Genomic DNA, 13,172 nt, shown 5'->3' with positions numbered 1-13,172 from the left:
GCACATGTACTCAGCCCCTCATCCTGACGAAAGTCAGGACCTCGCCGACGTCGAGCGCGATATGTCGGGGTCCCGGATCAAGCCCGGGATGAGGGTGTCAAAGGCAAACTGGCGCCCACCCCTTGACCCGATCCCGCGAAGCACCGTTTCACCCCCCCATGACCCGCCGCACCCGCTTTGCTCCTTCGCCCTCCGGCCATCTTCATCTCGGCCATGCCTTCTCCGCCTGGTCGGCCTGGCAATGGGCGCAGGAGAATGAGGCGGAGTTTATTCTGCGCATCGAGGACATCGACACGACGCGATGCAAGCGCGCGTTCGAACAGTCGATCTTTGACGATCTGATCTGGCTGGGTCTGGACTGGCCCTTGCCGGTGCGGCGGCAGTCGGAGCATTTTGACGATTATGCCGGCGTGCTGGACAAGCTGCGCGGGCTCGGCGTCGTCTATCGCTGTTTCAAGACGCGCAAGGAGATCCTCGAGGATATCGCGCGCGCCCCGCACGGGCTCGGCGAGGTCTATCGCGGGCCGTCCGAGCCCCTCAGCGCGGATGAAGAAGCCGAGCGTGTCACCCGGGGCGATGGCTTTGCCTGGCGCTTGTCTCTGGAGCGCTGCCGCGAACATCTCGGCGCGCGCTATGAGGCGATGCGCTTTGAGGAACTCGGCCGTGGCGAGCAGCGCGCCGACCCCGCCCCGCTCGGCGATATTATCCTGGCGCGCAAGGATGTCGGCACCAGCTATCATATCGCCGTCGTGCATGATGATGCGCTGCAGGAGATCAGCCATATCGTGCGCGGCGAGGACCTGTTCGAGCTGACGCCCTTGCATGTTCTGCTGCAGACCCTGCTCGGCTTGCCCGTGCCGGTCTACCAGCACCACCGCCTGCTTCTGGACGAGACCGGCAAGCGCTTCGCCAAGCGCGACAAGGCGGCGACGCTGAAAGCCCTGCGCGAACAGGGGCTGATGGCCGAGGATGTGCGCCAGCGCTTCTAGAGCGGCGCGTCTAACCGGGTACATCCAACCTGGTGCATCCAATCGGGCGATGGCAGGCATCCTTTCCGTATCGAAACGGAAAGAAGACCATGAAACCGCAGCTGATCGCCCTCGCCACCACCCTCGCCCTGGCCGCCCCGCCCCTGACCTCCACCGCCCTGGCAGACAACCTAAGCTCGCACGCGGTAAGTTTGGACACGGCTTCCTTGGACACTGGCATTACGCTGGAGGCGGCAGCACCTTGGCTCGCAGCGCATTGCACGGAGCGCTCGGACCTCATCCAGGACCCGACCGATTTCCCGCTGGCGCAAAGCACTATGCATCATGTGCAATGCACCAATGATGGGCATACCCGCATGCTCACCTTTGCCGATGACACGCTGATTATGATCGAGACCCGCGGCGAGATCGACGGCCTGGTCCCGCAAACCGCGCCCGCCATGCAGATGGCCCAGTTCGATGTTTATCCCGAGACCACCACCATTCACGACCGCGATGCCGGCCGGCTGGTGCGGCTCAATTCCCTGCATGAGGCCAACCTGCTGCTCTTCTGGGACAATCCGGCCTGGTCCGGCAGCCTGCCCAATAGTCAGGGCGCGCCGGTGTGGAATTTGCCCGATGATCTGGCCTTCGGCTCGGGCATTGCCGAGATTGAGACCGCACTGGACGGGCGTTGCCTGATGATGCGGACGCGGACGATCGATGAGGTCTGGCTGATGACCGAGCCGGCAGAACAGGTGCAGATCGATTGCTTCGGCTATGACATGGCCGGTTATCCGCGGACGCTGGAACTGATCTTTGGCGATGGCCGGCTTGAGCAGATGTGGATCCTGATCGGTACCGCTGATATCGAGCGGGCAAGGGCGCATTTCACCGCCATCCATGGCGAGCCGACGCAAGAGACCAACCGCTATATCGTGTTTGACGACTGGGCCTTTTCCATTCGCAAGGACGTGCCGGAATTCCTCATCGGATCAGCGCAGCTGCAGGCCATCTGGCAAAGCCGGGGCAATTAGCGCCGCCCCGGCGCTTCCGCGCGCTCGGCGACCCGGCGCAGCTCGCCTTCCTCCCAGGCATAGTCGCGCACCGTCACGGTGGAGCGGCTGGGATCGCCGAAATTGATCTGGCGCACGCGCAGCACCTCGTCATAGAGCCGGGTCACGACCTCGATTTCATTGCCCGACATCATCGGCACAACACGCCAGCCCTCCTCGCCCGACACAAGCAGCGGGAAGGCGCAGGTATAGGTGCCGCAGAAATACGCCGCGGCGACCTCCCCATTGCGGGCGACGCAGGATAATTGGCGGGTATCAATGGCGAAATCGGGCGCGCCATCGCGATTGATATCGGCACGAATATAGGCGGCATCGCGTATGGAGCGCGCGGAACAGCGCAGGGCGCCCCCACCGATTTCGGAGATAAAGCCTTCAAATGACTGCAGGGCCTTGCGCGGCATGCGGTCTTCCGGCAAGGCATCGGGCGGCGCCGGGCTACACCCGGCGGCGAGGAAAACAAGACAGGCTGGAACCCAACGCATATGCGGCGCCTCTCGCGACGCCCCCCAAGGCCTCACACTCTAGCGCATATCGCGCCCCTGTCATGTTACGAAACCGGGCGGCGATTAACCGGTGACTGTCACTTTCGGTAAATCACTCGGCGATGGCGGATCGGTATCATCTTTCTTGTCCGCACCATGCGCCTCGCTCTCGATCCGCGTATCAATCATACGGATGCGGGCATTGACGTAATTCATTACCTTCTTGCGGCAGCCGATCTCGACATTGAGCCCGAGCTGCTCCTTGGCCACCTCCGGGAAAATCGAGCGCGAATGCGACCAATCGCCGGAGGACAGTTTGACGGCCGGGTTCTCCTCGACGGATTTGCCATGGTTCTTGTGCAGGACGGCCTTGGCCTGGTCGACGGCGTAGGAATCGAACTTCTCTGCCTCGTACAAGGTCAGCAATACCCCCGGTGGTAGCGGGCCTGCTTTCGGATCCTTGCTCAACCGGTCCAGGCTGGCCTTGGACACACCGCTATACTGGGTATCAATCGGCCCGAGCGTGGCGGAAGCACCCATGACGATGGTGTCACAGGCGAGCGCGATCTTGGTGCCGCCCGACATGGCGATATAGGGCACATAGGCGGTTTTTGGGCCCTCATACTTGGCGATTGCATTGGCGATCATCTGCGAAGACAGGGATGAACCACCCAGCGTGTGCAGGATGACTATCAGTTCGGGCAGGTTCCGACCCGCGCCCCAGGGCAGCCAGCCGCCTTTCTTGATTTCCAGATAGGGCTGGATTTCCTGCAGGCTCTTGGTGGCCTGCTCGTAGGAGATATAGCGCGGCGCATCGCGATCCTCCCACTGGCTGCCAAGATCGCAGATCAGGTCGACGAGAATGGCCTTGGGCCCGTCACTGCCCTTGGTCAGGGCATCGCGCGCGGCTTGCAGATCCCGCCGGGCCTGGCGATAGGTGCGCTCGCGCTCCTTGCGGCTGGCGTCGGCGATCATCGACGTGCGCGATGGCCCGCGATGGGACATGAACCAGCCGGCCGCGCCCAAAACGAGGACGACCGCCAGGCCAGCCAGAATGAGAAGCATATGGCCCTGCACGAAGGTCAAAGACTGGGCTGCAAAATCGATCATCATCCACCCCGCTGATCAAACCGTGCCGCCCCCGCCGGGCAGCAAAAAGACACCACTTCAAGGGTTTCAGAGCATGCCTCCGGCCCCGGCTGCATGCGCGCAACGGGCTCGGCCTGCACATTTTCGCACGAATATCCCACCGCGCGTTCCCCCAAACCGCTGGCTGCACCGGACCCGGTCCGGCTGCATCACATCCTCCCCGGCGCAGCTCATTCACGGCCCGCCGGTCCAGGCCGGACACGGCCATGACGGCTGCGTTAACCAAACGCTCTCACGGCAATTGCAGGTAGTCAATCGCCTCGCCATACCCTTTATAATTTTACCCATCCCGCACCATTGGTCGCAGCCGAGACGGCTAGGCAAAGCGGGCGCATCCGAGTAGGAAAGCCCCCATGTTTTTGCGTGATCTTTGGTATTTCGGGGCGCTGTCGAGCGAGTTGAAACCGGGCCAGCACCTCCATCGCGAGCTGCTGGGGCGGCCGATCCTGTTTGGCCGCGATCATAGCGGCAAGGCCTATGCCCTGCGTGATATCTGCCCGCACCGTGGCATTCTTCTGAGCCAGGGCGAAGTGCAGCAGCATAATGGCGAGACCCAGGTCGAGTGCCCCTATCATGGCTGGCGCTTCCGCACGGACGGGTCCTGCGCCGCCATCCCCTCGCTGACCGGTGACCAGGCCCAGGCGATGGACTTGTCCAAGATCCGCACCCGCGCCTTCCCGGTGCATGAGGATCAGGGCCTGATCTGGATCTATTACGGCGAGGACGAGGCCAGCGACGCCCAGCCGGCGATTGACCCGCCCAAGCTCGACCTGCCCGAAGGCGCGAAGCCGCGCATGGTCGTCCGCGATATCTTCAACTGCCATGTCGACCACGCCGTGATCGGCCTGATGGACCCGGCCCACATTCCTTATATCCACCGCCAATGGTGGTGGCGCACCGCCAAATCGGTGAAGGAGAAGGAAAAGGATTTCGGTCCGGTCGAGCGTGGCTTCTCCATGCTGCCGCACGTGCCGTCCTCGAACTCCTTCCTGTACAAATTCCTCGGCAAGGACCGCTCCACGGAAATCCGCTTCCAGCTGCCCGGCCTGCGCACTGAATACGTCAAGGCGGATGGCAAGCATTTCACCGGCTTTACCGCAGTCACGCCGACGAATGAGAACTCCACCGCGATCACCATCGTGGTCTACTGGAACCACCCGCTGCTCAACATCGTGCCGAAAGCCTTGCTTCGGAAGGGCATCGAGACATTTGTCGGGCAGGACCGCGACGCCGTGAACGCGCAACAGGTCGGCCTGGCCTACGACCCCAAGCTGATGCTGATCCATGACAGCGATGTTCAGGCCAAGTGGTATTATGCGCTCAAGCGCGCCTGGACGGCCCATCGGGAAAGTGGCGAAGCCTTCGCCAACCCGGTCAAGCCGGCCAAGCTGAAATGGAGAAGCTGATGACCGAAACCTTCCTCACGGGTCTGCTCTACATCGCCATGCTCGCCGTCGTCGTTGTCCTCGTCTTCGGCATCGTCAATCTCTACCGCACCGGCGACAAGGCGCGTTCAACCTCCAACAAGCTCATGCGCCTGCGCGTCGGCCTGCAATTCGCCGCCGTGCTGATCATCGTCGCCATCTATTACGTCAAAGAGCAGATGGGCACCTGACCGCCATGGTCCGCCTGACGAAAATCTACACCCGCACCGGCGATAAGGGCCGGACCCGGCTCGGCGACATGTCGGAAGCCGACAAGCATGACCCGCGGGTGGAAGCCTATGGCGATGTCGACGAGGCCAACTCCGCCATCGGTGTGGCCCGGTGTGCGCTAAGCGGCGATCCGCTCGATGCGATCCTGGCCCGGGTCCAGAATGACCTCTTCGATGTCGGCGCCGATCTGTGCGTGCCGGAAAGCGACGAGCCGCGCGAATGGGAACCATTGCGACTCAAGGCCCACCAGGTCGACGCGCTGGAAGCCGATATCGACGCGCTCAATGCGCGCCTGGAACCGCTGGAAAGCTTCATTCTGCCCGCTGGCAGCGAGGCGGCGGCCCGCCTGCATGTCGCCCGCACCATTGTCCGCCGCGCCGAGCGCAAGGTGACCCGGTTGATGGCGTCCGGCGCGGATGTAAACGCCGAGGCGCCGAAATATCTCAACCGCCTCTCCGACCTGCTCTTCGTCATGGCCCGTATCGCCAATGATGAAGGCCGCGCCGATGTCCTCTGGGTGCCCGGCGGTCAGCGCTAGTCTTTCCTGATCGGAAAAAGCAAATTTTTGTGAGCGGGCTCGAAGTTTTCAGCGAGTGGCTTATGTCTGGCTGCGACATTGCACCGCAGACCAGTTCATAACCGGGAGTTCCCCCATGTTCCGCACGCTTCTTGCCGCCGCACCGGCCGTCCTGCTTTCCGCCACGGCCATGGCCGAGCCGGTCAATTACGAGTTCGACAAGACCCACACCGTTATCCGCGCCTCCTGGGATCACCAGGGCTATGCCACCATGTCGATGGAATTCACCAATTATGACGGCACGCTGGCGCTCGACTTTGACGAGCCGTCCAATTCCACCGTCGACGTCACCTTCAATATCGAAGGCGGTTTCTGGGTCGGCGCCAACCAGGACGCCTTTATCGGCCACCTCAACTCAGCTGACCTGTTCAACACCGAAGCCTTCCCGACCGCACGTTTCGTCGCCACCGGGTTTGAAACCGAAGACGGTGTCACCGGCACGATGACCGGCGATCTGACCCTGCTGGGCAATACCGGTCCGGTCTCGCTCGACGTCACCCTCAATCGCACCGGCGAAAACCGCAACGGCGCCGTCAAGCGCGGCTTCACCGCTACCGGCACCATCCTGCGCTCGCAATGGAATATGGGCTATGCCGTGCCCTTTGTCTCCGACGAGATAGAGATCTATATCGGCACCGAGCTGGAAGCGGTCGAGTAGACCGTACACCCCCTTGCCAACAGGTTCAGCGCGCCGGTTTATCGCCGGCGCGCTTTTCGTTTCTGCACCAGCTGCAACTTGCCGCAGGCGTTACCCGCTGCGTCACATTGACTTCACCAACTGTCACGGGCAGTTTCCCGCCCTATTCTTGTACGGCGCGCGAGATCCTGCGCGCGGCTAATCGGAGCCCCAGCATGAAGATTGTCGTCCCCGTCAAACGGGTCGTTGATTACAACGTGAAGGTCCGCGTCAAACCCGATCAGACGGGTGTCGACCTCGCCAATGTCAAAATGTCGATGAACCCGTTCTGCGAGATCGCTGTCGAAGAAGCGATCCGCCTGAAGGAAAAGGGTATCGCCACCGAGATCGTCGTCGTCTCCGTCGGCCCGGCACAGGCCCAGGAAACCATCCGCACGGCCCTCGCCATGGGTGCTGATCGCGGCATCCTGGTGCAGACCGACGAGACCGTCGAGCCGCTCGCTGTCGCCAAAATCCTCAAGGCCATTGCCGAGGAAGAAGCGCCGCAGATCGTTCTGCTCGGCAAGCAGGCCATCGATGATGACGCCAACCAGACCGGCCAGATGCTGGCCGCACTGCTGGACTGGCCGCAAGGCACCTTCGCCTCGGAAGTCGCCGTCGATGGTGACAAGATCAACGTCACCCGCGAAATCGACGGCGGTCTGCAGACCGTGGCCCTCGAACTGCCGGCCGTGGTCACCTCCGACCTGCGCCTCAACGAGCCGCGCTATGCATCGCTGCCCAACATCATGAAGGCCAAGCGCAAGCCAATCGACACCAAGGCACCGGGCGATTACGGCGTTGAAATCGCGCCGCGCCTCAACGTGCTCAAGGTCACCGAGCCGTCCAAGCGTGAAGCCGGCATCAAGGTCGAGAGCGTTGAAGAGCTCGTCAGCAAACTCAAAGACGAAGCGGGAGTGATCTAATGGCTGCTCTGGTAATTGCCGAACACGATAACGCCACGCTTAATGACGCCACCCGCGCCGTCGTCACTGCCGCCAAGGCTATTGGCGGCGATGTCCATGTCCTCGTTGCCGGTTCCGGTGCGCAGGCTGTGGCTGACGCGGCCGCCAAGCTGGACGGCGTCGCCAAGGTGCTGCACGCCGAAGCGGACGTCTTCGCCAAGCCGACGGCGGAAGCGCTCGACGCCCTGGTTACGCCGCTGATGGAAAACTACGACGCCGTGCTCGCCGCTGCGACCACGACGGGCAAGAACTTCCTGCCCCGCGTCGCGGCCCGTCTCGACGTCATGCAGATCTCCGACATCACCGCCGTTGAAAGCGCCGACACCTTCGTGCGCCCGGTTTATGCCGGCAACGCCATGATGACGGTGCAGTCCACCGACGGCAAGAAAGTCATCACCGTACGCCCGACGACCTTTGAGAAGGCCGGCGATGGCGGCTCCGCGGCGATCGAGGATCTCGGCGCCTCCTCCGGCCCGTTCAAGTCGGAATTCGTCTCCGAAGAGCTGTCCAAGTCGGATCGTCCGGAATTGACCGCCGCCAAGGTCGTCATCTCCGGTGGCCGCGGCATGCAGTCCGGCGACAATTTCCACCTGCTCGACACCATTGCCGACAAGCTCGGCGCTGCCGTGGGTGCCTCGCGCGCTGCGGTCGACGCCGGCTTCGTGCCGAACGACTACCAGGTCGGCCAGACCGGCAAGGTCGTTGCGCCCGAGCTCTACATCGCCGTGGGCATTTCCGGTGCCATCCAGCACCTGGCCGGCATGAAGGACTCCAAAGTCATCGTCGCCATCAACAAGGATGAAGAAGCGCCGATCTTCCAGGTCGCCGATTACGGCCTCGTCGCCGACCTCTTCACCGCCCTGCCGGAGCTCTCCGACGCCCTCGGCTAGGTCCTGGTGACATACGAATACGAAGAAGCCCGGCTGTGATGGCCGGGCTTTTTTGTGGGAATTTGTGGCGACGATCTCAGCTATTGCTGATCCGTTTGCCGCAGGAATCCACGCACCTGGCGCAAGTCCACCAGTTTGAAATTCTGGCCGCCCGTATCATCGGCATCATCCTGGACGACCATTAGCCCGCCCGGATAGGCCTCACCGAGCGGTCCGGCATAAATCTCGATACCATCGGTATGGGTGACCTCATCGACTGCACCGGCAGCAATGTTGAAACGGGTCACATAATCTCCGCTCTTCAGCGCATAGACAGCATAGTGATTATCGCTCTGGCTGGACGCGACCAGATAGCCGCCGGTTTCGCCAATTTCGATCAGGGCGAGGCCCTCCACATCTGCTGACAGTCGACGATTATCGACGTCGGCGAACAGCTCCGGCGCGGTGCCATCGCCCGGCTCAGCACCGATACGCCAGATGGCAACATTTTCCTCGCCCAGATAGAGCTGACCGGTCCGGTCATCAGCGACACAGCCCTCCGTAATCGTACCCAGCGAGAAACGGCGCACTTCCTCACCGGAGATCACGCCTTCGCCGTCATAGCGCAGCAGCAACTGCACCACCGTGCCCGGGTCCTTGTCAGTCACGAACGCGTACAGCCCGCCCTGCCGGCTCTGATACAGACAGGCGCCATAGGGGTCGGCGATATTATCCAGCGGGATGACCGGCCAAGGTTCGACACCGCCGGTTTGCGGATCGATCAGAAAGACAGCGAGGGCGTTATTGCTCCGGTCCGAGGCCACGGCGATATCGCGCCGCGGTCCCGGCAGCGGGAAATTCAGGCGGACATCGACATTATTGACCCGGCCGACCGGAAGGAAATCGCGCTCAGTCCCGTCCAGATTATAGACGTAAAGCCCGCGATCCTTGTCGGTCCCCAGGATGAGCGGCGCCTGGGTCTGTGATCCCGGCCAGATCGCCGGATCATCTGCGGCATCCCCCTCGCCACCGACAATGGGCGTTTCCGCGACAGAATTCGCCTGATAGGCGAATTCTGGAGAACAGGCGGCGAGCAACAACGCCCCGGCACAATATACAAGCTTCATGACAATCCCCCGCTTAGGTCGAGCGCTGCCTAGCACTCCGCTCCCTTTCGGGAAATCGGAAATTGACGACATTTACGTGACGAAGTGATGCAACCATGCCGCGTCACAAAATAGTTATGGCTATGCAACCGAACTGACACTCAAGCCTCATCAAAACGTCACAGCCAACGCCGATAGACAGGCCAACTTCGCCCGATCCGGGCGTCGTCTTTTTTCGCTCTTGGGGGATTTCCATGAAAAAGACCTTTGCCATGCTCGGCACGGCTTCCGTGCTGGCTCTGACCGCAGCGGCTGCTGCACACGCCGGTTCCATTGAAGGCCGCGTTACCGATGCCAGCCAGACCGTCGGCCTGCAGGGGGCTATCGTCCGCGTCGTCGAAACCGGTCACACCGCCACGGTCGGTCGCGACGGCTCCTTCCGCATCGCAGGCCTTGATGCCGGCTCCTACACGCTGCGCGTCTCTTATGTCGGGGCTGAAACGCGCGAGATCGCCATCTCCCTGCCGAGCGATGACGCCACCGCAGACACCGTCATTACCCTGGGCGACGACGTCGATTTCCGCGAGAACATCCTGGTCATCGGCCAACGGGGCGCGATCAACTCCGCCCTCTCCCGTCAGCGGGCCGATGACGGGCTGGTTACCGTGCTCTCTGCCGACGCGATCGGCCAATTCCCGGACGAGAACGTCGCCGAGGCGGCCCGTCGCGCTGTTGGCATCAACGTGCTCAACGACCAGGGCGAAGGCCGTTTCGTCTCGATCCGCGGTGCCTCGCCGAACCTGGTCTCGACCTCGGTCAATGGCGTCCGCCTGACCTCGCCGGAAGCCGAAGACCGCCAGGTCGGTCTCGACGTTATCGACGCCGACGTGCTCTCCAGCGTCGTTATCAACAAATCCCTGCTGCCGAACATGGATGCCGACAGTGTCGGCGGTAATGTCGAAATCGAGACCGAGAGCGGCCTCAATGTCGACAGCCTGACGGTTCGCGGCCGCCTTGCCGGCCTGTATTCCGAGCAGGAAGACGAGTTTGGCATGCGCGCCTCGCTCAACTTCGCCGACAATTATCTTGATGGCCGTTTCGGCGTCGCCGCGTCCCTGTCCTACCAGGAACGCGTCTTCGGTTCCGAGAATATCGAGGTTGATGGCGGCTGGACCGATGATGATACGGACGGCCAGTTCTTCCCGGGCGAGCTGGAGCACCGCAATTACGAAGTCACCCGCGAGCGCACCACAGCGGCTGTGAATTTCGACTATGAGCTCAATGCCAGCACGACGCTCTACCTGCGCACGCTGTACTCGGAATTCTCCGACCAGGAATACCGTTCGCGGGTCGAGACCAAATTCGAAGACGGAGACTTCTCCTCCTCGCTGTCTGACACCGATCTCGTCGCCTTCACCTCTGATGGTTTCGAAGTAGACCGCGACATCAAGGACCGCCTGGAAACCCAGACCATCTGGTCGGCCGATTTCGGCGGCGAGTGGTTCGGCAATGACACCACGATCGACTGGTCGCTCTCTTTCGTCTCCGCCGAGGAAGCCGAACCGAACCGGATTGATGTCGACTTCCGCGGCGAATTCGAGAATGGCGAAGTCTTTGCTGCCGACATCTCCAACCCGCTGCGCCCGTCGGTCCGCTTCGGTTCGTCCGCCGACAATGCCGCCTATTTCGACGCCAGCAACTACGCCTTCAACGGCCTGGAATTCACCAATGGCGTCTCCACCGACGAAGAAATGGCGGCCCGCTTCAACGTCCGCCACGATGTCGATTGGTTCGATGGGCCCGGCTACATCCAGTATGGCGTCAGCTATCGCGACCGCGAAAAGCAGTACGATCTCAACATGGACATCTATGAAGAAGGTGCCGGCATTGAGAACACCACCCTGGCCGATTTCCCGCGTACGGTGGAATACGACCTGGCGCGCTTTGGCACCTCGGGCAATCCGTTCGAAATCCGCGATTTCTTCAACTCCAACCGCTCCAGCCTCGAGCGTGAGGACCTCGACAGCGATCTGGAAAGCCTGATCGCCGACTACAGCGCCGAGGAAGACGTGCTGGCTGGCTACATCATGGCCTCTGTCGATCGCGGCCCGGTTCGCATCGCCGGTGGCGTCCGCGTCGAGCAGACTGACTTCTCGGCCACGGGCTTTGCCCTGCTGGAAGCCGAAGAAGGCGCAACGGTCGGCGGTACAGCGCTGGGTGATGACGAGCTTTTCGTTAGCGAAGTCAGCACCTCCAACGACTACACGGACGTGCTGCCGAGCATCAATGTGCGTTGGGAAGCCTCTGAAGAACTGGTCGCCCGCTTCGCCTATTATGGCTCGATCCAGCGCCCGAACCCGGGCCAGGTCGCACCGCGGGTCTACTTCGAACAGAATGAAGACAATGATGTTGAGGGCGAGTTCGGCAATCCGGACCTCGAGCGCCTCGAAGCCCAGAACTTCGATGCCTCGCTGGAATGGTATCCGAACAACGACTCGGTTTTCTCCATCGGCTATTTCTATAAGGACCTGGAGAACTTCATCGGGGACGTCCAGATCGACAATGGCAGCTTTAATGGCGTCGATTTCGACGAGGCTGCGACCTTCGTGAACCTGCCTGAAGGCGAGATCAGCGGCTGGGAGCTCAACGCCCAGACATCGCTCGACTCGATCCTGCCGTATCAGGGCTTCCTGGTAGGCTTCAACTTCACCAGCACTGACAGCGAAGCCGTCACCGCTGACGGCCGCACCATTTCCCTACCGGGTCAGTCGGACGAAGTCTGGAACGCCATCCTGGGCTATGACAATGGCCGCTGGGACCTGCGCGCCGTCCTGACCCACCGGTCCGAATATCTCGACGAAATCCGCGGCGACGCCGATGAGGACCGTATCGTGCTCGAGCACACCCAGCTCGACCTGTCCGCACGCTACGCATTCACCGACCACCTGCGCGCTTTCGTCGAGGTCAAGAATGCCAATGATGAGCCGTACACGGCTGTGACCCGCCCGAACGGTGTCGATAGCCTGGAACAGTTCGAACAGTATGGCTGGTCGACCGTATTCGGCATTCGCTTCAACTACTAAGCGCCTGCCGAAACTTAACTTTCAGCAATACATCCCCCGGATTGCCCAGCAATTCGGGGGTTTTGCTTACCCATCTGAGCGCTGTGTCAGAAGCATCGCCAAGACGTCATCAATCCGTCGCAGCCGGGCACTAGACACAGCCCCGGCCCGCTCCTCCCCGACCGGGTTTTCAAACTCATTCCTCCCTTCGAGTTTGACAAACACGAACGCTTGGCCGCCTCCGCGAACGGGGGCGGCTTTTTTTTGGGGGGGCCTGAAAGGTCCGCTCGTCCCTGCGCCGGCAAGTATTAGCGCAGGCGGAACCCCGAGCCGTCACCGCTCAGTCTCGCCAGGTCCCGCCCCCTCGCTTCCGCGAGGGCAGGCAAGTCCGGGATGAGGGCGAGGACGGTCGTCTATCCCGCACCAACCCTTCCTTCTCCCCGACCGGGGAGAAGGAAATCGTAGCCGGCCCCAACCTCCACCGCTTTCCCCGACTTCATGTCGGGGCCCGGCGTTATCCCGGCGTTGATGACTCTTGGCGCTGGCGGTTCCAAGAGTCATCAACGTCATCGTCCCCACCAGGCCCC

At 62.0% G+C, this 13,172-nt stretch carries 12 protein-coding genes; 9 read left to right on the top strand and 3 right to left on the bottom strand.

Annotated features, from left to right (window positions below; translation table 11 throughout):
- Positions 1–158 precede the first annotated feature (158 nt).
- The gene (gene gluQRS / locus Q1V57_RS11470; protein ID WP_300530830.1) at positions 159–989 is read left to right on the top strand and encodes a tRNA glutamyl-Q(34) synthetase GluQRS; all 831 of its coding nucleotides are present in this window, start codon (positions 159–161) and stop codon (positions 987–989) included.
- Positions 990–1,078: 89 nt separating this feature from the next.
- Positions 1,079–2,005, top strand: coding sequence for a hypothetical protein (locus Q1V57_RS11465; RefSeq protein ID WP_300530827.1), 927 nt, complete (start codon positions 1,079–1,081; stop codon positions 2,003–2,005).
- On the opposite strand, the gene Q1V57_RS11460 is transcribed toward Q1V57_RS11465, so the two are convergent.
- Together Q1V57_RS11460 and Q1V57_RS11455 are read right to left on the bottom strand one after the other, a co-directional pair.
- On the bottom strand, positions 2,002–2,526 hold the full coding sequence (locus tag Q1V57_RS11460) for a hypothetical protein (protein WP_300530824.1): 525 nt from the start codon (positions 2,524–2,526) through the stop codon (positions 2,002–2,004). The two genes, Q1V57_RS11465 and Q1V57_RS11460, sit on opposite strands and share 4 nt — an antisense overlap.
- Before the next feature lie 84 nt (positions 2,527–2,610).
- Entirely contained in the window at positions 2,611–3,636 is a 1,026-nt protein-coding gene (locus Q1V57_RS11455) for a hypothetical protein (RefSeq protein WP_300530822.1), read from the bottom strand.
- Positions 3,637–4,028: 392 nt separating this feature from the next.
- On the opposite strand from Q1V57_RS11455, the gene Q1V57_RS11450 reads away from it, so the two are divergent.
- From Q1V57_RS11450 to Q1V57_RS11425, 6 genes are all read left to right on the top strand, one after another.
- The gene (locus Q1V57_RS11450) at positions 4,029–5,081 is read left to right on the top strand and encodes an aromatic ring-hydroxylating dioxygenase subunit alpha (protein ID WP_300530819.1); all 1,053 of its coding nucleotides are present in this window, start codon (positions 4,029–4,031) and stop codon (positions 5,079–5,081) included.
- Positions 5,081–5,290 (top strand): twin transmembrane helix small protein, encoded by a 210-nt coding sequence (locus Q1V57_RS11445; protein ID WP_300530817.1) that lies wholly within the window; start codon positions 5,081–5,083, stop codon positions 5,288–5,290. The genes Q1V57_RS11450 and Q1V57_RS11445 overlap by 1 nt, the downstream gene beginning before the upstream one ends.
- A gap of 5 nt (positions 5,291–5,295) precedes the next feature.
- A complete protein-coding gene (locus tag Q1V57_RS11440; RefSeq protein ID WP_300530814.1) occupies positions 5,296–5,868 on the top strand; it encodes a cob(I)yrinic acid a,c-diamide adenosyltransferase in 573 nt (190 codons plus the stop codon).
- 115 nt (positions 5,869–5,983) lie between these two features.
- Positions 5,984–6,565 (top strand): YceI family protein, encoded by a 582-nt coding sequence (locus Q1V57_RS11435; RefSeq protein WP_300530812.1) that lies wholly within the window; start codon positions 5,984–5,986, stop codon positions 6,563–6,565.
- Between the two features lie 194 nt (positions 6,566–6,759).
- Positions 6,760–7,509, top strand: coding sequence for an electron transfer flavoprotein subunit beta/FixA family protein (locus Q1V57_RS11430; protein ID WP_300530810.1), 750 nt, complete (start codon positions 6,760–6,762; stop codon positions 7,507–7,509).
- Positions 7,509–8,438 carry an FAD-binding protein gene (locus Q1V57_RS11425; protein WP_300530808.1) on the top strand — a complete coding sequence of 310 codons (930 nt, stop codon included), beginning with the start codon at positions 7,509–7,511 and terminating at the stop codon, positions 8,436–8,438. The genes Q1V57_RS11430 and Q1V57_RS11425 overlap by 1 nt, the downstream gene beginning before the upstream one ends.
- A gap of 80 nt (positions 8,439–8,518) precedes the next feature.
- Here Q1V57_RS11425 and Q1V57_RS11420 read toward each other — a convergent pair whose 3' ends face one another.
- Complete coding sequence (locus tag Q1V57_RS11420) at positions 8,519–9,544, bottom strand: phytase (RefSeq protein ID WP_300530805.1); 1,026 nt, start codon at positions 9,542–9,544, stop codon at positions 8,519–8,521.
- Between the two features lie 233 nt (positions 9,545–9,777).
- On the opposite strand from Q1V57_RS11420, the gene Q1V57_RS11415 reads away from it, so the two are divergent.
- Positions 9,778–12,606, top strand: a complete 2,829-nt coding sequence (locus tag Q1V57_RS11415; protein WP_300530802.1) for a TonB-dependent receptor — start codon at positions 9,778–9,780, stop codon at positions 12,604–12,606.
- The last annotated feature ends 566 nt before the right edge of the window (positions 12,607–13,172 follow it).

Origin of the sequence: Maricaulis sp., from assembly GCF_030149425.1 — a bacterium.
Taxonomy (GTDB): Bacteria; Pseudomonadota; Alphaproteobacteria; order Caulobacterales; family Maricaulaceae; genus Maricaulis.
Note: the sequence above shows the minus strand (reverse complement) of the source record. Positions and strands in the feature narration are given on the sequence as shown.

What these genes read in the sequence shown, in the direction of transcription:
- Q1V57_RS11460 (WP_300530824.1), bottom strand. Translation starts at nt 2,526, where the DNA reads ATGCGTTGGGTTCCAGCCTGTCTTGTTTTCCTCGCCGCCGGGTGTAGC.
- Q1V57_RS11420 (WP_300530805.1), bottom strand. Translation starts at nt 9,544, where the DNA reads ATGAAGCTTGTATATTGTGCCGGGGCGTTGTTGCTCGCCGCCTGTTCT.
- gluQRS (WP_300530830.1), top strand. Translation starts at nt 159, where the DNA reads ATGACCCGCCGCACCCGCTTTGCTCCTTCGCCCTCCGGCCATCTTCAT.
- Q1V57_RS11455 (WP_300530822.1), bottom strand. Translation starts at nt 3,636, where the DNA reads ATGATCGATTTTGCAGCCCAGTCTTTGACCTTCGTGCAGGGCCATATG.
- Q1V57_RS11440 (WP_300530814.1), top strand. Translation starts at nt 5,296, where the DNA reads ATGGTCCGCCTGACGAAAATCTACACCCGCACCGGCGATAAGGGCCGG.
- Q1V57_RS11425 (WP_300530808.1), top strand. Translation starts at nt 7,509, where the DNA reads ATGGCTGCTCTGGTAATTGCCGAACACGATAACGCCACGCTTAATGAC.
- Q1V57_RS11445 (WP_300530817.1), top strand. Translation starts at nt 5,081, where the DNA reads ATGACCGAAACCTTCCTCACGGGTCTGCTCTACATCGCCATGCTCGCC.
- Q1V57_RS11430 (WP_300530810.1), top strand. Translation starts at nt 6,760, where the DNA reads ATGAAGATTGTCGTCCCCGTCAAACGGGTCGTTGATTACAACGTGAAG.
- Q1V57_RS11465 (WP_300530827.1), top strand. Translation starts at nt 1,079, where the DNA reads ATGAAACCGCAGCTGATCGCCCTCGCCACCACCCTCGCCCTGGCCGCC.
- Q1V57_RS11450 (WP_300530819.1), top strand. Translation starts at nt 4,029, where the DNA reads ATGTTTTTGCGTGATCTTTGGTATTTCGGGGCGCTGTCGAGCGAGTTG.
- Q1V57_RS11415 (WP_300530802.1), top strand. Translation starts at nt 9,778, where the DNA reads ATGAAAAAGACCTTTGCCATGCTCGGCACGGCTTCCGTGCTGGCTCTG.
- Q1V57_RS11435 (WP_300530812.1), top strand. Translation starts at nt 5,984, where the DNA reads ATGTTCCGCACGCTTCTTGCCGCCGCACCGGCCGTCCTGCTTTCCGCC.